The organism is Kitasatospora sp. NPDC059577, assembly GCF_042735475.1.
GTDB lineage: Bacteria > Actinomycetota > Actinomycetes > Streptomycetales > Streptomycetaceae > Kitasatospora.
Genome location: NZ_JBHWBZ010000027.1, coordinates 85,654 through 104,967 on the forward strand (window position 1 = coordinate 85,654; position 19,314 = coordinate 104,967).

Sequence of the window (19,314 nt, forward strand, 5' to 3'; positions counted from 1 at the left end):
TTCTGCACCGGGCGGCCCCCGGGAGCACGCCCTTCCCCGCCGGCGGCCGCGGGGGTTGGGGGGCGGCGGGGGGGGGGGCGGTGGTGCCCCCCCGACCGGCCTCCCGCTACCGGACCGGCGTCGGTCAGTGGACGGACGCGGCCGTCTCCGGAGCGGCCTCCCGAGGGGTGGCCGTGGCCGGCTTCGGGTGCAGGAGGCGCTCGGCGAGGTGGCCGAACAGCAGCCCGAAGGACGTCCAGAGGGTGAGCTGGATGGCGAGCGCCGCGAGGCGGAACTGCCAGAGCAGGGTGGCCGAGAAGTCCTCGGGCACCTCGTTGACGGCGGGCAGGAAGGCGAAGGCGAGGCCGACCGCCACCGCGAAGCCGAGGACGGCCACGACGGTCGCGTACCAGTTGCCCAGGCGCGGTGCGAGCCGCTTGCCGACGATCACCGAGGCGACCGCCAGCAGCACGCTGAGCGCCATCATCAGGAAGTACAGCGTGGTGCGCTTCCCGATGGTCTCCGGGTCGCCCACCGACGGCGGGTTGGCCGGGTACTTGAGGAACGGCACGAGGTAGACCGCGACCAGCGCGACGCCGGACAGCAGGGCCGCCGTGGCGCGCGGGGAGAAGCGGCCGACCCGGCCGAGGGCGAAGCAGTAGGCGAGCGCGGCGATGCCGCCGAGCGAGACGCCGAAGACCAGAACGCCCGTGGCCAGCCCGGCAGTCGACTGCAGGGACCGGCTGACGATCTCCATGGTGGGCTCGCCCGCGGAGTGGGCGTCCTCGTAGGCGATCGCGGCGTCCACCCGGGGTTCACCGAGCAGGTAGGCCACGACCAGGGCGAGCAGGCCGGCGCCGAGGCCGGCCAGCATGCCGCGGACGAGCAGGGATCTGACGGTTGCGGAGTTCACGGAATCGTCCCCTGATCAGTGGCAGGGGAAACCGAGCAGGTGGCGACCGTCGTGCACCCACTCGTGCACGTCCTCGCCGGAGATGAGGGAGGTGGCGCCCTGCTCGGCGCCGACGAAGTAGATCAGGGCCATCAGCAGGATGCCGAAGAACACGGCCCAGGGCAGGATCGCCTTGACGGAGATGGGGGTGATCGCCGGAGCGGCGGGGGCAGCGGGGGCGATGGGGTGAGCCATGGCCGACCTCCTTTGGGAACACGCGTCCCGTGTCGATGGAGCACGGACGGCAGGGCGGGTCTGACTCGCCGGGCCGAGGCGGGGACCAGGGCTGCGGCTTCACAGTGGCGCGACCGTGCCGGAGTCTCACCGGGCTTCCGCGCTCTGCCGTCTTCAGTTGTCGCAGGGACGGTACCGTGTCCGGAACCCCTGGCCAAGGGGCTGCGCGGGGGCTCACGGGCGCGCGACCGGCACGGAACAGGCAGCGGAATCCGGTACGTATGCGGTGCGAGGCCGGGTTCCGGGACGGGAGGGGAGCGAATGACGGTACGGGTGATGTTCGTCGCACCGGCGATCGGCGACGGGTTGCGCGCGGCCCGGTTCGGCGACGACGGCCCGCCGGAGGAGGCCGCGTCGGCGGCCGCCCGCGCGGCGGCGGGGGCGCTGCCGACGCCCGCCCGCAGCCTGGCCTCGCCCTCGGTGCGCTGCCGCCGGACGGCCGAGGCGCTCGGTCTGCAGGCCGAACCGGACCGGCGGCTGGCCGAGTTGGACGTCGGCTCCTGGCGGGGTCGGACGCTCGACGAGGTCGCGGCGGCCGAACCGGCGGCGGTCGCCGCTTGGTTGGCGGATCCGGCAGCGGCGCCGCACGGTGGCGAGTCGGTGCTGGACCTCCTCGCCCGGGTGGGTGCCCGGCTGGACGAACTGGCCGGTGAGGCAGGACGCTTGGCCGTGGTGGCCGAGCCCGCGGTGGTCCGGGCGGCCGTGGTGCACGCGCTCGGCCTCCCTCCGGCGGTCTTCTGGCGGCTCGACGTCCGGCCGCTGTCGGTCACCGAGCTCTCCGGGCGTGCGGGGCGCTGGAACCTGCGCTGCGGGTGGGACCTCGCGCCGGCGGCCGCCGGTTCCTGAGCCCGAGGGGGTCGGTCCGGTAACCCTGCGACACGTGACGACAAGTGACGGATCGTCACCGCGGGTTCGGGGACGGGCGAGCGGGTCGGGTGGCGCGGGCTCCGATCGCCCAGCAGCAGGAGCGGCCGGCCGGAGCGCACGTGGACCCACTCGATGCCCTCATGGGTCCTCGGCTCCGGCTCGCCGCCCGGGCCGGGCGGGATGAGGAGCTCGTGGGCCCGGACGCCGCCCGGACGGCCGAGGGGGACGAAGGTCGTCCCGCCCCGGACCACCGGGCGCAGAGGGATGCGCGGCCGGGCCCGTCTTCACACCTCCGCCGTCCGCCCGGAGGGCGTCGCCCCGCCGACGCGGCTTTGGGGACGGGCCCTCGCGGAGGTCAGTTGACGTACACCGCCGGGGCGCCCGGCTGGGTGGTGTCGGCGACCGGGCCGTACGCCGCGGAGAAGTACCCGTCGCCGGGGCAGAGGCCCGAGCCGCCGCTCTTGGTGAAGTGCTCGTTGCGGAAGACCAGGCTGTGCGCGGCGTTGTCGGCGTTGCCCGCGAAGGCGCCGCTGAGCTGGTAGGTGCAGGTGATGGTGCCGAACCAGCTGTTGAGCACGGCGGTGGCCTGGATCGGCCCGGCCGACCCGCCGGCGAGGGTGACCGGGAGCCCCGGGCCGTCGGAGACGGTCACGTCGTACGCGAGGTTGCCGACCGTCAGGCTGCGCACCGAGGTGACGCCGGTGACGTTGCTGGTGCACGAGCCGAAGGTCAGACCGGTCAGCGAGCCGGTGGCCGACCCGGGGGCCGCCGGGTTGGTCAGCACCTTCGCGGCGAGCTGCGAGACGGCGCAGGTGACACCGGTGGTGCTGGTGGCGGTCGAGTAGAAGGTGGCGACGGTGCCCCCGGCGAGCGGCGCGGCGAGCGCGTCGCCCGCTGCGACGGCGGCGCCGCCCGCGCTGCCGGCGGTGAGCACCGGGACGGCGGCGACGGACTCGGGCGCCGCGGACGCGGGCGCGGCGACGACGGAGAGCGCGGTGGTGGCGGCGAGGGCCGCGACGGCGGCGGCGGGGACGGCAAGGCGGCGGCTGAAGCGCATGGGAAGAGCCTCTTTCTCGGTGAGGGGCGAGAAGACGACCTTTCGCGGCTCCCGGGCGGTGGGGGCCGGGGGCTTGCGACGTTCTAGGACTGGTTCTAGGACCGTGACCGTGCGCCGTCAAGGCAGTGGACAGAACTTGCTGACGTTTCGTCAACAAGGGGCCGGGGCAGCCGCCCCGCAGTCCGCCTGCGAGAATCCCGGCATGGCTGAGCACAACAGCGACCACGGATACCTGCTGGACAACCGGCAGTCGCAGGCGGGCATCCGCTTCGGCGCCCTCGCCGAACTCTTCGACCCCGTGACCTTCCGGCACGTCGACACGATCGGCCTCGGCCCCGGCATGCGCTGCTGGGAGGTCGGCGCCGGCGGCCCCTCCGTCCCGCTCGGACTCGCCGACCGCGTCGGCCCGACCGGCACGGTGGTCGCCACCGACATCGACGTCTCCTGGACCGCCCCCGCCGGCGGCGGCACCATCGAGGTCCTGACCCACGACGTCGCCGCCGACCCGCCACCGCCCGGCGCCTTCGACCTCGTGCACGCCCGACTGGTCCTGGTGCACGTCGCCGACCGCGCCGAAGCCCTCCGCCGCATGATCCAGGCCCTGCGCCCCGGAGGCTGGCTGCTCATCGAGGACGCCGACCCCGCGCTCCAGCCACTGCTCTGCCCGGACGAGTCCGGCCCCGCCGAGCGCCTCGCCAACCGGCTCCGTTCCGGCTTCCGCACCCTGATGGCGGCCCGCGGCGCCGACCTCGCGTACGGGCGGACCCTGCCCCGGGTACTGCGCGAGGCCGGCCTGGTCGACGTGCAGGCCGACGCCTACTTCCCGATCACCTCACCGGCCTGCGCCGTCCTGGAGGACGCCACGGTCCGCCAGATCCGCGCACTGCTCGTGTCGGAGGGCCTCGCCACGGACGAGGAGATCGACCACCACCTCGCCAACGTCGCCTCCGGCCGGCTCGACCTCGCCACCGCCCCGATGATCTCCGCCTGGGCCCGCCGCCCGTAGGACCTCGACCCGACGACGGCCCGCCATGGAGGCCGACGAGGGGGCGGCCGGGGGAGGGGCGGCGGACAGCCGGGGAGGGGCGACGGGCGGCGGGCCGCCGTAGAGTTCGGGCCCGTGAACCCCACCGCCGCCCCCAGCCCTGCCGACCCCGCCCCCGCCGAGCCCACCCCCGCCGAGCTCGCCCCTGCCGAGCTCGCCGCCCTGCTCGGCGCGGTCCGTGCCGACGCCGGCCGGCTCTGCGACGCCCTCGGCGACCTGACCGACCGGCAGGCCCGCGAGGCGTCCGCACTGCCCGGCTGGAGCCGCGCCCACGTCATCACCCACGTCGCACGCAGCGCCGACGCGTACCGCCACCTGCTCGCGCTCGCCCGCACCGGCACCGCGCCAGGGCCGCGGCCGGACCGCGGCGCGCCGGACCGGGCCCTGCGGGCGGGGGCCGAGCGGGACGCGGCCGAACTCGTCGCCGACCTGCGGCGCAGCCTGGACGGGCTGTCCGACGAGGCGGCGACCGTGCCCGCCGAGCGCTGGACCGCGCCCGTCCGGGCCCTCGCCGGGTGGTGGCACCCCGCCTGGTTCACCCTCCACCGCGCCCGGCGCGAACTCCAGACCCACCACGTCGACCTCGCCCTCGGCCGCACCACGGCCGACTGGCCCACCGACTACGTGGCTTGGGCACTCGACACGACCGTCGCCACCCTGGCCGCGCGGGACTTCCCCGTCGCCCGGCTGGAAGCCACCGACCTCGGGCGCAGCTGGACCCCCGCCGCCACCGGCGCCACCGTCAGCGCCCCCGGCCACGTCCTGCTCGCCTGGCTCGCCGGGCGCGGTCCGGCCCCGGACAGCCACGCCGGCCGCACGCTCCCGACCCCACCGGTCTGGCCGCTGCCGCCCGTACCCGGCTGGGGCTGAGGGCGCGGGACTGCTCGTGCCGCATGCGGTGACCACCCGCTGCCGCGTGCAGCACCCCGTTCTCGCCCCGCTTCCGGCCCCGCCCGGAGAAGCGCTGGAGAGGAGCCTGCGGCGCAGCGGGGCCCCGACCCGTCGGTGGGGCCGAGCCCGGCCCGAGCAGGTGACTGCTTCTCACACCGCGCAGGGGGATCAGACGTCCGCCGGGAAAGCCTCACATGCCCACCTGCCGGGATCACCCACGACGCGGGCGGAGGTTCGGCTCGATCCCGATCGCCGGGGAGACCCGCCGTCCGCCGGATGTCCTGCCCGACCGCACCGCGGCCGGCCTCGCCGCCCGGCCCCGGGGCCACGATCACGGTCGGACGACCCGCCCGGACCTCGGCCGCTCGTTCGCCGGGGGCGCCCGGTCTCCGCCCTCGTCAGGCTCACCCACTGTGACCTGCCCCTGCTCGGCGCGCCGACGGTGGCCGGGAGCCGACAGGCCACGGCAGGCCGTGCGGGGCGCGCCGCCGGTCGAGCCGGCCGGGCCCGACCGGCGTCGTCACGGGCCGTTCGAGCCACGGCTTCGGCACGCACCGCCGCCTGCTGCGGAAGCGTGGCATCAAGCCGGTGATCGCCGGCCGAGGGGTTCCGCACGGCTCCGGCGTCGGAGCCGGTGCGGCGGGTCGGGGAGGGGGCCGACGCCCGGATCCAGGGCTTCCGGCGCCGACGGATCCGCCGGGGCATCCGCGGCGACACCCATGCGGCAGTCCTCGAACCGCTCTGCCGCATGATGACCCACCACGCGTCCGAGTCTTGTGCCGGGTCTTCGGGGGAGCCGTGGCGGTCGCGTGCCGTTCGGCCGGTGGGCGAGGTGGGGCCGGGTCGGCTCCGAGGCGGTGGCAGGCGCCGCCGGGGCCGTCCGAGGCCGGGGCCGCGGCGGCGTACCGGCGGGCCGCCGACGACCGCGTCCGGACCGCGGGCGGGTAACCGGAGGGGCCGGGCGGACCGGGACGGCGCCGCGCCGATCGGTGGTACGCGTCCGACACGGTTTCGTGGACCGGCGGTCCCGCCTCGTACACCTCGACGTCGGGCGGTCACTCCTGGGAGGCGGTCGACTGGATCCACGACCCGGCGCCGACCGTCCGCCACCGACAGGGGAGGTGGCGGGCGGCGGCGCATCGGGCGCAGAATCCGGTGGCATGACCCCATGCGGCAGGACCTCCGGCGGCGCGGCCCCGCAGGGTGCGGGCCGGCGCCCGGTGCTGGTCGCCGTCAGCGGCCCGCCCGGGGCGGGCAAGACCACGCTGGCGCACGCCCTCGCCGAGGCGCTCGGGTGGCCGGTGGTCTGCCGGGACGAACTCAAGGAGCGGATGGCCGCCGACGGCCCGGAGCCCGGCGGTGACCTGGACCTGAGGACACTGGACGCGTTCTTCCGTGCCATCGGCGGACACCTCGCTGCGGGGCGCAGCCTGGTGGCGGAGGCGGCCTTCCAGGACCGTCTGTGGCGGCCGGGCCTGGAGCCGCTCGCCGACCTGGCCCGCCTGCGCGTCGTGCGCTGCGTGGTCGACCCCGGGGCGGCCCGCCGGCGGATCGCGCGCCGGGCCGCCGACCTGCCCTCGCGGGCCGTCCACGCGGACGCCGCGTTCCTGCGCCGGATCGCGGCGGGGGAGCGGCCGATCGAGTCGTGGGAGCCGATCTCGCTCGACGTGCCCTGCCTGGTGGTGGACACGACGGACGGCTGGCGGCCGTCCCTGGCGCGGATCGCCGCCTTCGCCGCCGAGGACGGGTAACCGCCCGCGGTCGTCGCCGCCCGCCATCGCCGCCGCCCGGCGGTGCCGCCCGGCGACGGCGTTACCCTCGGCGGTATGGACGCGTCGGAAGCCGGTGCCCGGGAGCTGCCGGGCCTGCCGCAGGGCCCGGACCTGCCGGAGGGCGCGGAGGCGCCGGGCGGCCCGGCGGGATCGTCGGGCCGGGACGGTCTCGCGGAGGTGGCGGGCCTCGTCCGGCTGCTGGAGCGACGCGGCGCGGTGGTGCTCAGCGGCGCCGGCCTGTCCACCGAGTCCGGCATCCCGGACTACCGCGGCGCCACCGGCCGCCGCCGCAGCGGCACCCCGATGACCTTCCAGGAGTTCACCGGGAGCGAGGCCGCCCGGCGCCGCTACTGGGCCCGCAGCCACACCGGCTGGCCCGCCTTCGCCCGCGCCCGGCCGAACGCGGGCCACCGTGCGGTGGAGCGGCTGCGCCGCTCGGGGCACGTCGCCGCGGTCATCACCCAGAACGTCGACGGGCTGCATCACGCGGCCGGGACCCGGGAGGCCGTGGAACTGCACGGCGGACTGGACCGGGTGGTCTGCCTCGACTGCCGGCGCACCAGCTCGCGCGCCGAACTCGACCAGCGCCTCGACGCGTCGAACCGGGGCTTCCGCCGCCCCGACGCCGTGCTGCGCCCGGACGGCGACGCGCAGCTGTCGCCCGAGCTGGTGGCGGGGTTCCGGGTCGTGCCCTGTGCGGACTGCGGCGGCGTGCTCAAGCCGGACGTGGTCTTCTTCGGCGAGAACGTGCCCGCCGCCCGGGTCGACCGCTGCTACGAACTGGTCGATGCCGCCGGCTCGTTGGTGGTCCTCGGGTCCTCGCTCACGGTCCTGTCGGGCCTGCGCTTCGTGCGTCGTGCCGCCCGAGCGCGGCTGCCCGTCGCCATCGTCAACCAGGGGCCGACCCGGGGCGACGACCTCGCCGCGCTGCGCCTCGACCTCCCGCTGGGGCCGGCCATGGCCGAGGCCGCCCGGCTCTTGGGCGCCGCCTGAGACGGCCGACGGCCGACGGCCGACGATACCGCCCCGGCGGCGCGGCCGCCCCTGTCAGCCCGCCGGCTGCCAGGGCCGTCCCGGCACCCACAGCGGTACGGGCCCGACGCGCGGCATGGCGCGTGCCGCGTCCTCCTCCAGCCACCCGCACACCCGCGCCGGGTCGCTGTCGCACAGCTCGACGAGTGCGGCTGCCGCGATCCTGGTGCAGCCCAGCACGAGCGCGAGGGTGTCCTGGCGGCGGTGCCGCTCCCGGACGTACGCCTCGACCCGTTCCTCGATGCGCCGGTCGTGGGGCGGCCCGCCCGGCACGTCCCCGTCATCCCCTTCGTCGGACGGGTCCCCGTCCCGGTGTTCGCCGGTGGCCAGCGCCTGGACGCCGTGCCAGACGAGGGTCAGCGCGCAGGGCTCCGCCGGGTGCGGGACGCCGTCGCGCCGCGCCTGCTCGCGGGCCTCCGCGGACCGCTGCCCCAGCCACTCCAGGGCCGCCGGCCCGTCCCCGGCGCAGGACTCGACGACCAGCTTCGCCGCCCGCTCGGCGACCGCCCGCAGCGCCGCCGTCGCGGGCACCCGCAGCCCGGGTGCCGCCGGGTCGCCGAAGGCCAGCCAGGCGTCCGCGAAGGAGGCCGCCCGCAGGCCGCCCACCCAGGCCGGGGCCCCGCCCGACGTGCCCACCCACTCCTGCGCGCCCAGCCGGACCAGTCCGACGGCGACCAGGTTCGCCGCGTCGCCGTCGAGTCCCGACGGTCGTCCGTTGCGCCTCACACACACCACCCCCACCAGCGGTCATCACCCCGTGACCGCACATCCCATCACACCGGGACGCGAACGAACTAGACAGGGGCACGTCACAAAATGGGACCGGTGCGGCGCCCGCGGACACGCCCCGCCAGGCGGACGGAGCGACCGACCGGGGGACGTCGCGGCGGACGCGGCGGCCGATCGCGAATGACGCGCAGTCAAGAGTGTTCTGCTGGAGGACAGGCGACCGTCGCCACCCCCGTCGATCAAGGAGAGACCATGTCCCGCCTGCTCGGACCGGCCCGTCGATCACCCCGTACCGGAAGGGCCGTCGGCCTCGCCGCCGCGGCCTGCACCGCCCTCGCCCTGTCGGCCGTGACCCCGGCCGCGGCCGTCGAGCCCCCACTGTCCGGCCCCCGGATCATCGCCCACTTCGACCTCGCCCGGGGGCAGCAGCCCGAGAACATCGCCCTCGAACCGGACGGCTCAGCCGACCTCACCCTGTCCTTCGCCCGGCAGGTCGGACGGGTCGGCACCGACGGCCGCCTCACCGTCCTCGCCACCCTGCCCGCCCCCGCGAACCCGGCCACCCCGGTCGTCGGGGCCGCGCTCGTCACCGGCATCGCCCGTGCCCACGACGGCACCCTGTACTTCGGTTACGCCACCGGGACCGACGACCTGCAGGGCATCTGGCGGCTCTGCTCCGGTGGCGCCCCCGAGCGGATCGCCCCGCTGCCCGCGACCGGCTTCCCCAACGGCCTCGCCCTCGACGAGCGCGAAGGGCGCCTCTACACCGCCGACTCGGTCCTCGGCGTGGTCTACGCCGTCCCGGTGGACGGCGGCGCCACCACCATCTGGTCCGACGACGCCCTGCTCAAGCCCGTGACGGCCATCGGCGCCAACGGCCTCAAGGTGCACCGCGGCGCCGTCTGGGTGAGCAACTCCGACACCGGCGACCTGCTGCGCATCCCCATCGGCGAGGACGGCGGGGCCCGGCCGGCCGAGGTCCGCGCGGACGGGCTCGCGGGTATCGACGACTTCGCCTTCACCGGACGCGGCGACGCCCTGATCGCGGCCCTGAACCCGGCGAGCGAGGCGGTGTACGTCGCGTCGGACGGCAGCCACCACGTCGTCCTCACAGCCGGTGACGGCCTGTCCAACCCGACGTCGGTGGCCGTGCGCGGGGGGAAGGTCTACGTTCCCAGTGCGGCCTACTTCACCCGCACCGACCCCAACCTGCTGCTCGCGCACCTGGAGCGCTGACCGGGCCGCACCGGTCCCGCCGCACCGGATCCCGCCCCGCCCGGTGCGGCCCGGTCCCGCCCGGCGCCGCGCCTCGGTGCGGTGGCCGGGTGGGACCGTCGCCGGCGTGCGGGTCAGGCCGGCCGGGCGGCCGCCTTGGCGCGTTCGGCGTCGAGGCGGGCGTGGGCGTCGGTCCAGCGGACGGGGAACTGCTCGACGGGGGTCTGCCAGAAGGTGAAGGTGGATTCCTTCGTGGTCGTGCGCAGGCCGGTCATGACGGTGCGGTGGGGTTCGGCGCCCGCGAAGGCGCCGAGGGCCTCGCGGCTCTCCCAGGCGGACAGCGTGTAGAAGGTCCGTCGCAGCGGCCGGGCGATCAGGGAGGCGCCGAGGGCGCCCGGGGTGCGGCGCAGCTGTCGCCAGACGGTCAGTGACTTGAGGAAGAAGCGGGGGACGTCGGTGAGCGACCGCACCTCGAAGCGGGAGGCCATGACGACCGCCGTGGTGCCGGGGGTGGCCGGGTTCGGGGTGGTCCAGGGCAGCGTGGGCATGGCTGACACTCCTCGTCGGGGGGCGGCGTCGGCGTCGGGACGGCGCCACATTGGGTAGTGGCACTATCTATGTTAGACAGTTCCGGTATCCAAATGCCAGAGGAACGAGAAGGAGGCCGGTGCAGCCGTGCGCATCTCCGAACTGAGCCGCCGCAGCGGGGTCCCGACCGCGACGATCAAGTACTACCTGCGCGAGGGACTCCTTCCGCCCGGCCGCGCCACCGCCGCCACCCAGGCCGAGTACGACGAGACCCACCTGCGCCGACTGCGCCTGGTCCGCGCACTGATCGGCGTCCGCGGGCTCACCGTCAGCGCCACCAAGGAGGTCCTCGGCGCGGTCGCCGCCCACGCCGGAGAACGCCACCAGGTCCTCGGCCTCGTCCTCGGCGCCCGCCCCGTCGACGAGGACGCCGCCCCGGCCCCCGGCGCCCCCGAGGTCGACGCCCTGCTCGGCGAACTCGGCTGGCAGGTCTCCGAACACGCGCCGTCCCGCGCCGTCCTCGGTGAGACCCTGGAAACCCTCCGCTCCCTCGGCGAGGAGGTCTCCCACGAGGCCCTCCTCGGCTACGCCGCCCTCGCCGAACGCACCGCCGTCCTCGACCTGGACCAGCTCGACCCGCACGCCGACCCCGTCGACCAGGCCGAGAGCGCCCTCCTCCGCACCGTGCTGCTCGAACCCGCCCTCCTCGCCCTGCGCCGGCTGGCCCAGGAACACGAGTCCGCCCGCCGCAACACCTGAGCGGCGGCGGCGCGGCGGGCGTCCGGGTCGGCTCGTCCGGGCGCGGGGTCGGCGGCGCGCCAGGCCACCGGGGGAGGGGCCGGGGCCGTAGCGTCGGCCCATGCTCACCGGCCTGCTGTCCGCCCTCCTGGCCGCGCTGCTCACCGGGTCGGCCACCGTGCTGCAGGCGGTCGGCGCCCGCCGTGCCGCCGGGACGGGCTCGACGGCGGGCGAGGCCGCCGCGCTGGCCGGGGCGTTGCGGCAGTGGCCGTTCCTGGTGGGCGTGGGGATGGACATGTGCGGCTTCGCCGCCGAACTCGTCGCCCTGGAGCGGCTGCCGCTCTACGTGGTCGAGGCCGCGCTGGCGTCGGCGCTCGCCGTGACGGCCGTCGGGGCGGCCCGCGTCCTGCGGGTCAGGCTTCGGCGCAGCGAGTGGGCCGGGGTGGCGGCGGTGTGCGCGGGGCTGTTGCTGCTGGCGCTCACCGCCGGGCGGGACGGCCACGGGACCGGCGACGACGCGCTGCGGCTGGGCGTGCTGCTGGTCGCGGTGGCCCTGCTCGGCGCCGGCTGGGCGGTGGTGCGCTACGGCGGAGCCCGCCGCGCCCCGCTGCTGGGGCTGGTGGCGGGCCTGCAGTTCGGGGTCGTCGGGGTGGCGGTGCGGGTGCTGCCCGAGCCGAGGCTGCCGCAGCTGCTGACCGAGCCCTCGGCGTACGCCGTCGCGGTGGCGGGGATCGGCGGGTTCGCCGCGCTGACCTGGGCGATGCAGCACGGGTCGGTGACCTCCGCGACGGCCGCGATGGTGCTGGGGGAGACGCTCGGCCCGGCCGTCGTCGGGGTGCTCGTCCTCGGCGACCACACCCGGCACGACCTGACGCCGGTCGCCGTCCTGGGCTTCGTGGCCGCCGTGGCCGGCGCCCTGACGCTGGCCCGCTTCGGCGACGCCGAACAGCCGGCCGCCGCGGCCTGAGCGAGCCGGCGCGGCCCGGACCGACGGACCGGGCCGCACCGCGCCGGCCGCGGCGGCCGCGGCGCCGTCGGGCTGCGGCGCTGCCGAACTGTCGGGCTGCGGGGCCGGTCGGCCGGTCAGTTGCCGTCGGCTGCCGCGTCGCTGTCGGCCTGGGCGGCCGCGCTCTCGGCGGCGTCGAGCTTGTGCTGCATGTCCTGGACCTGGCTGCTGTCGGCGGCGCCCGCGCCCGCGCCCGGGTCCTGGTGCCCGGCCGGGCCGCAGGCGGTGAGCAGGGCGGCGCCGGCGAGGACCAGGGCGGCGAGGACGGCGGACGGGCGCCGGCTCACTTGGTCGTGCCCTGGCCGTGGGCGGCGCACCAGGTGGCCACGGCGTCGAGGTCGGTGTGGCGGGTCTGCAGGGTGGTGAGCAGTCCCTTGCGGGCGGTGAGCCGGTCGTTGAGCAGCTTCTCGATCTCGGTGTGGCCGGCGGCCTTGGCGTTGTCGGCACGCTGCTGCAGACGGGCGACCGAGCCGCCGACGGTGGCGTCGCCGTTGAGCCGGGTGATCGCCTTGGTGACGTGCTGCTCGGTCTTCGGCAGGCGCTTGCAGATGGCCTTCGCGCCGTCACCCGTGGGCGTGGACCCGGCGGACGGGGCCGCCGACGGCGAGCCGTCGGCCTGGGCGGGCACGGCGGCGAGCAGCGAACCGGCGAGGGCGAGGGCGCCGAGGGCGGCGGCCCTGCGGCTGACGGACGTGCGGTGGGCGGACATGGGCGTCCCTTTCTGCCGTGGACGAGCTCGGGCACCGGGCCGGTGGGTGCGGGCCCGGTCCGGCCCGGTTGCCGGGAGCGTAGGACGGCTTCTTGTGGATTCCCTGTGGAACGGGGACCGGTCGAGAGCGCTCAGCCCTCTCCCGTCCACGCCCGGCTCTCGGCCCTCAGCGCCCGGCCCTCGGCCCTCAGCGCTCCTCGCCCGTGATCCAGTCCCGCCGCGCCGGGAGCCGGAGGGTCGGCGCGTCGGCGTCCGGCAGCGGGAGACGGACCTCCACCCGGCAGCCGGTCCCGCCGGGCGGTTCGGTGATCCGGGCGGTGCCCCGGTGCAGCGCGGCCTGCTGGGCGACCAGGGTGAGTCCGAGGCCCGAACCGGGGCTGTCACGGCGACGGTGGAAGCGGTGGAAGACGGCCTCGCGCTCCTGCGGCGGGACACCGGGCCCGGTGTCGTCGACGGTGAGCACCGCGACCGTGCCCGCCGGAGCCAGCCGGACCGTCACCCGGGCCGGTTCGGTCCGCGTCGGCCCGCCGCGTCCGTGGACGGCGGCGTTGACCAGCAGGTTGACCAGCATGATCCGGAGCCCGGGTTCCCAGCCGAACACCCTGAGGTCCGGCGGGAGTTCGACGGTGAAGTCGGCGGTGGGGTGCCGGCGCCGGGCGTCGGCGGCGGCCGCGTCGGTGAGGTCGGCGAGGTCGACCGGGCCGAAGGAGTCGACCTCGACGAGGTCGCCGCGCGCGAGCGTGCCGAGCGCGGTGAGCAGGTCCAGCAGCCGGGTGTGGTCGTCGCGCAGCTCGGCCACGATCTCCGCCCGTTCACCGGGCGGCAGGTCCTGGTGGGCGGCCAGGACGTCAAGGTTGGTGCGCAGGCTCATCAGCGGCGTCCGCAGTTCGTGCGACGCGGCGGCCGAGAACGAGCGCGCGGTCTCCAGGGCCTGGGCGGTGCGCACCGCCTGCTCGTCGTAGCGGGAGAGCAACAGGGCGAGGGCGGCGGCGAGTTCGTCCACCTCGGCGGTGCCGCTGCGCTCCGCGGTGAAGGGCGTGCCGGTCGGGCCACCGGCGACCGGGCCGCCGCCGGTGCCCGGTTCGCCGCCGGGGCCCGGGGTGCCCCCGGGGGTCGCGTGGGCGGCGGCCGGGTCGAGTTCCGCCGCGCGGCGGCTGAGCCGGCGCAGTGGTGCCGTGGCCCGTTCGGCGAGGGCGAAGCCGATCAGGGCGGAGAGCGGAGCGGCGATCGCCGCGACGAGCAGGACCCGGCGGCGCACCGCCGCCGTCTGGTTCCCCGCCAGGCCGCCCGGTTCGCTGACCCAGAGCGTGCCGCTGCCGCCGTTGGCCCCGGTGCCGGAGACCGGGACGGTCAGCACCCGCCAGGCCGTGCCCTGGTCGCGGACGGTGGTCGGTCCGCCCGGCGCGGTGGGGAAGGACGGGTCGTCGGCGGGCTGCGGGCCGACCGACAGCAGCACGGTGCCGTCCTGGGCGGTGACCCGCACACCGGAGTCGAGGGCGGCGTCCAGCACCTTGCGCTGTTGGTTCTGTTCGACCTTGGGCCGGCCCCTCGTGTCGGCGGCCACCAGCGCGCGCACGCTCGGCAGGACGGCCGCCGCCCGGCTCGCCAGCCGGGCGTCCTGCTGGTGCCGCAGGTCCCGGCCGACCAGCGGCAGCAGGAGCAGCCCGGCCAGCACCACCAGCACCGGTACGACGGCGGCGGCCCACAGGGCGATCCGGGTGGAGAGTCTCACGGCGGCCGCTACCCGTTCCCGCCGGGCAGCCGCAGGACGAAACCGACGCCGCGGACGGTGTGGATCAGCCGGGGCCGGCCGTCGGCCTCCAGCTTGCGCCGCAGGTAGCTGACGAAGGTGTCCACGGCGTCGCTGCGCACGTCGAAGTCGTACCCCCAGACGCGTTCCAGCAGCAGCTCGCGGGAGAGCACCAGGCCGGTGTTCCTGGCGAAGTGCGTGAGCAACTCGAACTCCCGCCGGGTGAGGTGCAGTTCACGGCCGTCGAGGTGGGCCTGCCGGGTGGCCGGGTCGATCGTCAGCGGGCCGGCCGTCACCAGGTCGGTGGGCTGCGGCGGGCGGCGGCGCAGCAGGGCGCGCAGCCGCAGCACCAACTCCTCCAGCGCGAACGGCTTCACCAGGTAGTCGTCGGCCCCGGCCTGCAGGCCGGCGACCCGGTCGGCGGGCTCGTCCAGCGCGGAGAGCATCAGGACCGGGAGGTCGTCGCCCCGGGCGCGCAGCGTCCGGCAGACCTCGGCGCCGCTGATGCCGGGCATCGAGACGTCGAGCACCAGGACGTCCGTCGCCGCCGGGTTCCGGGTGCCCGGGGCGTCCGGTGCGGCGGGCAGCAGGCGGGCGAGCGCCGTCTCGCCGTCCTCGGCCAGTGCGACGGTGAACCCGCTGAGGCGCAGACCGCGTTCCAGGGTGCGGCGGATCGCGGCGTCGTCGTCCACCACCAGGACCCGGCCGCCGCCGGCGGGGGCGCCCGTTCCCCCGGGCCCGTTCCCGTGCATCGGCTTCTCCTCGTGTTCGGGCCGCCGACTCTCTCACACCGTCCGCGTCCGGTCGGCGCGGGGGGGCGGCCGGGGGGCGTGAAAGGCCGCGGGGATTCCGTGAAGACGCGTGCATGCCGAACGGAGATCGGGGCACCCGGACACCACGGACCGCCGCGGGCGCGGTCGGGCCGGGAGGAGAGGAGGAGCGATGGGACGGTTCGAGGAGTCGGTGGAGGTGCGGGCCCCGCTCGACACGGTGTACGAGCAGTGGGTCCGGTGCGAGGACTTCCCGCACTTCATGCGCGGGGTGGTGAGCGTCGACCGGGACGGCCCGGGCAGCAGCGCCTGGGTGGTGCGGACCGCGGGCGGCCGGCGCGCGTTCGAGGCGGTGACCACGGAGGCGGTCGAGTGCGAGCGGGTGGCCTGGGACGGCGGGGACGGGCCGGTGCGGCACTCCGGGGTGGTGACCTTCCACCACGTGGACGACGGAACCACCCGCGTCATGCTCCAGCTGGAGATGGAGCCGCACGGGATCCTGGAGCACCTGGCGGAGGCGCTCGGCTTCGTCGACCGCCGGATCATCGACGACCTGGCCGACTTCAAGCGCCACGTGGAGGAGACGGCGGGGCCGGTGAGTGGCTGAAGAGGCGTCAGGGTGAGGATCGTGGAACCGACATGTGGACGGGGCCACCGCTCCGCCCGCCGGGAGGGCAGACTCACAACGGCAGGCGCGCGGGACGCACGCGCGGGACGGATCGGCAGCGGGACGGATCGGCAGTGAACGGACTCGCGACGGCGAACTCCGGGGCAGCACGCTCGAAACGCTCGAAGGAAGCACTCCCGAGGAGGGGACCCGCTCGATGGAACGTCTCACCACCAGGATCGCCATGCGGCTGATGACCGGTGACGAACACAGCCGGGACCTGGACGTCGCCTGGTCCTACCGGCCCGACGACCCCTACGCGATAGACCTGGACTTCAGCGCGTTCCAGGCGGACGCGGTGTGGACGATCTCGCGCGACCTGCTGACGGCCGGCATCCACATGCCCGTGGGCGAGGGCGACGTCCACGTCACGCCGTTCGACGACACCCGGATGCTCATCGCGCTCGCCGGCAGCGAGGGCGTCGCCCTGCTCGCGACCTCCGCCGCGGAGGTCGACCGGTTCGTCACCGCCACCACCGAACTCGTCCCGGCCGGGTCGGAACACACCCGGATCGACTGGAGCGGCGGCCTGGAGGACCTGCTGGCGTCCTGACCGGCCGGGCCTGGACGCGCCGGTGGTCGGGGCACGCCGGTGGTCGGGGCGCGCCGGTGGCCTGGACGCGCCGGTGGTCGGGACGCGGCCGGGGGTGTCGCGCCGCCCACCCGGGGGACGGCCGGCGGGAGAGCACCACGATCCGTCAGTTCGCGTCGCCGCGCAGGTGCGCCAGCACGGCGAGGACGCGGCGGTTGCCCTCCGCCGGGTCGACGTCCAGCTTCATGAAGATGTTGCCGGAGTGCTTGACCACCGACGCCTCGGTGACGCTCAACCGGGCCGCGATCGACTGGTTGTTGTAGCCCTCGGCCATCAGCGCGAGCACCTCGCGCTCGCGCGGGGTGAGCCTGCTCAGTGGGCGCGCCGCCGTCTGCTGGGCCAGCAGCACCCGCACCACCTCAGGGTCGATGACGGTCTGTCCGTCGGCGACCCGGCACAGCGTGTCCAGGAACTCGGAGACCTCGCCGACCCGGTCCTTCAGCACGTAGCCGAGGCCGCCCTCGTCCTGCCCGACGCCGCCGAGCAACTGGGTCGCGTACGCCGTGGCCACGTACTGGGACAGCACCAGGACGGGCAACCGCTCGTGCCGGGCGCGCAGTTCGAGCGCCGCCCTGAGGCCCTCGTCGCGGAAGTCCGGCGGCATCCGGACGTCGGTGACGACGATGTCGGGCCGGTGCTCGTCCACGGCCTCGGACAGGGCCCGCGCGTCGCCGACCGCGGCGACCACCTCGTGGCCGCTGCGGCCGAGGATCTCGGTCAGGCCTGCCCTGAGCAGGACGGCGTCTTCGGCAAGGACTACGCGGAGCACGGGACCTCCACCCGGAGCTGCGTCGGACCGCCGACGGGGCTGGAGACCAGCAGGCGCCCCCGCAGGATCGCCAGGCGGTCCGCGAGGCCGGACAGGCCGGTGCCCGTGCAGGGATCCGCCCCGCCCCGCCCGTCGTCGGTGATCAGCAGGGTGAGCCGATCGTCCACCAACGTACCGGTGATCGTGATCCGGGTGGCACCGCTGTGCTTGGCCGCGTTGGCCAGCGCCTCCGTCACCGTGAAGTACGCCGTCGCCTCCACCAGGGGCGGCAGCCGGCGCGGCAGGTCGATCGCGGCCTCCACCGGGATCGGCGAGCGCTGCGCCACCTCGGCCACGGCGGCGGCCAGTCCGTGGTCGGTCAGCACCTGCGGGTGGATGCCCCGCACCAGGTCGCGCAGTTGGTCCAGGGCCCGGCGCGCCTCGCCGCGGCCCCGGGCGACCAGCGCGGCGGCCTCCGGGTTCTGCTCCTTCATCTCCATCTCGGCCAGGCCCAGGGTCATGGTGAGCGCCACCAGTTGCTGCTGGGCGCCGTCGTGCAGGTCCCGCTCGATGCGGCGCCGCTCGGCCTCGAAGGCGTCCGCGAGCCGGGCCCGGGAGCGGGTCAGCTCGATCACCCGGCGGTTCTCCGGGTCCTTGCGCGGGGCCAGCAGGATCCAGGCGGTCCACACCTGGCCGGCCGTCAGCCACCCTGCCGCGTACGCGGACAGCACCACTCCGGCGACGCCGGCGAGACCGAACGGCAGCGCGGCCAGCGGATCGGGGATCGCCCGGCCCGGGATGATCATCACGGTCTCCGGGGCCAGGGCCCACACCACCACCGGGGACGCCACCAGGACGCAGGAGAACAGCAGCAGCGCGATCACCCCCAGCCCGGCGCCGGTGAAGACGATCGCCAGCAGCGCCGCGTACCCCAGCTCCCGCCAGGTGGCCCGCTCGGAGAACCGGTGCCGCAGCCGGTGCCACAGCCCCTCCCCGGGCACCGGTGTGTGCGGGTCCGCGGGCCGCACCGGTTGCACCAGCCGCAGCCGGTGCCGCTCCACCCGGGCGACCGGGATGCCCAGCAGCGGGACGCAGGCCAGCACCAGCAGGCCCACGCCCACCACCGAGAGCAGGATCCCGGCCGACACCAGCACGACCAGGGTCAGCAGCAGCCCCAGACCGAACAGCGCGCCTCCCAGCAGGTGCAGCCAGCACCGCAGTGGCCAGGTCGAGAACAGGAACTCCGCCGGCCGCCGGCCGAGCGCCCGCCGGACGGCGACGCCCGGCACCGCCGTCCCGTCCACCGCGGCCGTCCCGTCCGCCGCGGCCGTCCCGTCCACCGCGGCCGTCCCGTCCGCCGCGGCCGTCCCGTCCACCGCGGCCGTCCCGTCCGCCGCGGCCGTCGCGTCGGCCTCATCCGTGAGGGACATCCGGTGCCTTTCCGTCCGATGATCGTCAAGAACCCTAGCCCGGATGACCGGCCCCGTCGGTAGGGAAAACCCACCCCCCGCCCCGGGCGCCGGGCGGCCCCGGGTCCGCCTGCGCCCCGATGCCGATGCCGGTGGTGGTGGCGAGCGCCGGCGATGCCCTGTCATCACCCTCCGCTCCGCCGTTGGCCGTTGGCCGTTGGCCGTCCGGTGTCCGGCGAACCGTCGGATCCACCGGCGGCCCACCCCGGCCCGCCGTGGTCGGGGAAACCCGACCACGGAGTCTCGACCTACCTGTCATGACCGTGCCCCCCGATCCGGCTGGAATGAAGGCGTGCCGAAACGACTGGTGGGAGCATCGATGACGACGACCCGGCCCGGATCCAAGGGAGTTGTGCCGTCCGGCGGTCGCGCCGGACGGCGCGCGCTCGGGACCGCCGGCTGGCTCGGCGCGGCCGGCTTCGCGACCGCCCTCGCCACCTTCTCCACCCTGACGCCGCACCGCGTCTGGGGCTGGTGCGCCGCCGCCGGCTACCTGGCGGCCGGCCGGCGCGGGGGGCGCGGACCGGGCGGGCCGGGGCGGGCTGGGGGTTGCGTTGGTGATCC

General features: G+C 76.2%; 21 protein-coding genes, 1 pseudogene and 1 riboswitch. Of the genes and pseudogenes, 11 read left to right on the top strand and 11 right to left on the bottom strand.

The window, feature by feature from the left end; translation table 11 throughout:
* Positions 1 to 124 precede the first annotated feature (124 nt).
* Entirely contained in the window at positions 125 to 892 is a 768-nt protein-coding gene (locus ACFV0O_RS21860) for a CbtA family protein (RefSeq protein WP_380344191.1), read from the bottom strand.
* 15 nt (positions 893 to 907) lie between these two features.
* A complete protein-coding gene (locus tag ACFV0O_RS21865) occupies positions 908 to 1,126 on the bottom strand; it encodes a CbtB domain-containing protein (RefSeq protein WP_380344194.1) in 219 nt (72 codons plus the stop codon).
* Between the two features lie 35 nt (positions 1,127 to 1,161).
* A riboswitch (cobalamin riboswitch) is annotated at positions 1,162 to 1,320 on the bottom strand.
* Positions 1,321 to 1,426: 106 nt separating this feature from the next.
* Here ACFV0O_RS21865 and ACFV0O_RS21870 point away from each other — a divergent pair.
* Positions 1,427 to 2,011, top strand: a complete 585-nt coding sequence (locus tag ACFV0O_RS21870) for a histidine phosphatase family protein (RefSeq protein WP_380344197.1) — start codon at positions 1,427 to 1,429, stop codon at positions 2,009 to 2,011.
* Between the two features lie 376 nt (positions 2,012 to 2,387).
* On the opposite strand, the gene ACFV0O_RS21875 is transcribed toward ACFV0O_RS21870, so the two are convergent.
* Complete coding sequence (locus tag ACFV0O_RS21875; RefSeq protein ID WP_380344200.1) at positions 2,388 to 3,089, bottom strand: Tat pathway signal sequence domain protein; 702 nt, start codon at positions 3,087 to 3,089, stop codon at positions 2,388 to 2,390.
* 202 nt (positions 3,090 to 3,291) lie between these two features.
* Here ACFV0O_RS21875 and ACFV0O_RS21880 point away from each other — a divergent pair, with 202 nt between their 5' ends.
* The 4 genes from ACFV0O_RS21880 (at position 3,292) to ACFV0O_RS21895 (ending at position 7,790) form a co-directional block, all read left to right on the top strand.
* Positions 3,292 to 4,095, top strand: a complete 804-nt coding sequence (locus ACFV0O_RS21880) for a methyltransferase domain-containing protein (RefSeq protein ID WP_380344203.1) — start codon at positions 3,292 to 3,294, stop codon at positions 4,093 to 4,095.
* A 114-nt stretch (positions 4,096 to 4,209) separates the two neighbouring features.
* Positions 4,210 to 5,004, top strand: coding sequence for a maleylpyruvate isomerase family mycothiol-dependent enzyme (locus ACFV0O_RS21885; protein ID WP_380344206.1), 795 nt, complete (start codon positions 4,210 to 4,212; stop codon positions 5,002 to 5,004).
* A gap of 1,181 nt (positions 5,005 to 6,185) precedes the next feature.
* Positions 6,186 to 6,776: an AAA family ATPase gene (locus ACFV0O_RS21890; protein WP_380344209.1), complete on the top strand. Its 591-nt coding sequence runs from the start codon at positions 6,186 to 6,188 to the stop codon at positions 6,774 to 6,776.
* Between the two features lie 75 nt (positions 6,777 to 6,851).
* On the top strand, positions 6,852 to 7,790 hold the full coding sequence (locus ACFV0O_RS21895) for an NAD-dependent protein deacetylase (RefSeq protein ID WP_380344212.1): 939 nt from the start codon (positions 6,852 to 6,854) through the stop codon (positions 7,788 to 7,790).
* Positions 7,791 to 7,844: 54 nt separating this feature from the next.
* Here the strand turns inward: ACFV0O_RS21895 and ACFV0O_RS21900 are convergent, their stop codons facing one another.
* Positions 7,845 to 8,555: a hypothetical protein gene (locus tag ACFV0O_RS21900; RefSeq protein WP_380344215.1), complete on the bottom strand. Its 711-nt coding sequence runs from the start codon at positions 8,553 to 8,555 to the stop codon at positions 7,845 to 7,847.
* 255 nt (positions 8,556 to 8,810) lie between these two features.
* On the opposite strand from ACFV0O_RS21900, the gene ACFV0O_RS21905 reads away from it, so the two are divergent.
* The gene (locus ACFV0O_RS21905; RefSeq protein ID WP_380344218.1) at positions 8,811 to 9,794 is read left to right on the top strand and encodes a hypothetical protein; all 984 of its coding nucleotides are present in this window, start codon (positions 8,811 to 8,813) and stop codon (positions 9,792 to 9,794) included.
* 113 nt (positions 9,795 to 9,907) lie between these two features.
* Here ACFV0O_RS21905 and ACFV0O_RS21910 read toward each other — a convergent pair whose 3' ends face one another.
* Positions 9,908 to 10,321, bottom strand: coding sequence for a DUF3291 domain-containing protein (locus tag ACFV0O_RS21910; protein ID WP_380344220.1), 414 nt, complete (start codon positions 10,319 to 10,321; stop codon positions 9,908 to 9,910).
* 127 nt (positions 10,322 to 10,448) lie between these two features.
* On the opposite strand from ACFV0O_RS21910, the gene ACFV0O_RS21915 reads away from it, so the two are divergent.
* Both ACFV0O_RS21915 and ACFV0O_RS21920 read left to right on the top strand, forming a co-directional pair.
* Positions 10,449 to 11,060, top strand: coding sequence for a MerR family transcriptional regulator (locus ACFV0O_RS21915; RefSeq protein WP_380344223.1), 612 nt, complete (start codon positions 10,449 to 10,451; stop codon positions 11,058 to 11,060).
* 100 nt (positions 11,061 to 11,160) lie between these two features.
* Positions 11,161 to 12,006: a hypothetical protein gene (locus ACFV0O_RS21920; RefSeq protein WP_380344226.1), complete on the top strand. Its 846-nt coding sequence runs from the start codon at positions 11,161 to 11,163 to the stop codon at positions 12,004 to 12,006.
* A 116-nt stretch (positions 12,007 to 12,122) separates the two neighbouring features.
* On the opposite strand, the gene ACFV0O_RS21925 is transcribed toward ACFV0O_RS21920, so the two are convergent.
* The 4 genes from ACFV0O_RS21925 to ACFV0O_RS21940 form a co-directional block, all read right to left on the bottom strand.
* Entirely contained in the window at positions 12,123 to 12,332 is a 210-nt protein-coding gene (locus ACFV0O_RS21925; protein WP_380344229.1) for a hypothetical protein, read from the bottom strand.
* On the bottom strand, positions 12,329 to 12,754 hold the full coding sequence (locus ACFV0O_RS21930; protein WP_380344231.1) for a hypothetical protein: 426 nt from the start codon (positions 12,752 to 12,754) through the stop codon (positions 12,329 to 12,331). Before ACFV0O_RS21930 ends, ACFV0O_RS21925 begins: the two co-directional genes overlap by 4 nt.
* A 187-nt stretch (positions 12,755 to 12,941) precedes the next feature.
* On the bottom strand, positions 12,942 to 14,486 hold the full coding sequence (locus ACFV0O_RS21935; RefSeq protein WP_380344234.1) for a sensor histidine kinase: 1,545 nt from the start codon (positions 14,484 to 14,486) through the stop codon (positions 12,942 to 12,944).
* A gap of 8 nt (positions 14,487 to 14,494) precedes the next feature.
* Positions 14,495 to 15,256: a response regulator transcription factor gene (locus ACFV0O_RS21940; RefSeq protein ID WP_380344237.1), complete on the bottom strand. Its 762-nt coding sequence runs from the start codon at positions 15,254 to 15,256 to the stop codon at positions 14,495 to 14,497.
* Positions 15,257 to 15,446: 190 nt separating this feature from the next.
* On the opposite strand from ACFV0O_RS21940, the gene ACFV0O_RS21945 reads away from it, so the two are divergent.
* On the top strand, positions 15,447 to 15,881 hold the full coding sequence (locus ACFV0O_RS21945; protein WP_380344240.1) for an SRPBCC family protein: 435 nt from the start codon (positions 15,447 to 15,449) through the stop codon (positions 15,879 to 15,881).
* A 217-nt stretch (positions 15,882 to 16,098) separates the two neighbouring features.
* Positions 16,099 to 16,494, top strand: a complete 396-nt coding sequence (locus ACFV0O_RS21950) for an SsgA family sporulation/cell division regulator (RefSeq protein WP_380344243.1) — start codon at positions 16,099 to 16,101, stop codon at positions 16,492 to 16,494.
* Between the two features lie 145 nt (positions 16,495 to 16,639).
* Here the strand turns inward: ACFV0O_RS21950 and ACFV0O_RS21955 are convergent, their stop codons facing one another.
* Positions 16,640 to 17,302 (bottom strand): response regulator, encoded by a 663-nt coding sequence (locus ACFV0O_RS21955; protein WP_380344246.1) that lies wholly within the window; start codon positions 17,300 to 17,302, stop codon positions 16,640 to 16,642.
* The gene (locus ACFV0O_RS21960; RefSeq protein ID WP_380344248.1) at positions 17,290 to 18,711 is read right to left on the bottom strand and encodes a sensor histidine kinase; all 1,422 of its coding nucleotides are present in this window, start codon (positions 18,709 to 18,711) and stop codon (positions 17,290 to 17,292) included. The genes ACFV0O_RS21955 and ACFV0O_RS21960 overlap by 13 nt, the downstream gene beginning before the upstream one ends.
* 358 nt (positions 18,712 to 19,069) lie before the next feature.
* On the opposite strand from ACFV0O_RS21960, the pseudogene ACFV0O_RS21965 reads away from it, so the two are divergent.
* Positions 19,070 to 19,314 (top strand): annotated as a pseudogene (locus tag ACFV0O_RS21965) (hypothetical protein); the annotation flags it as partial.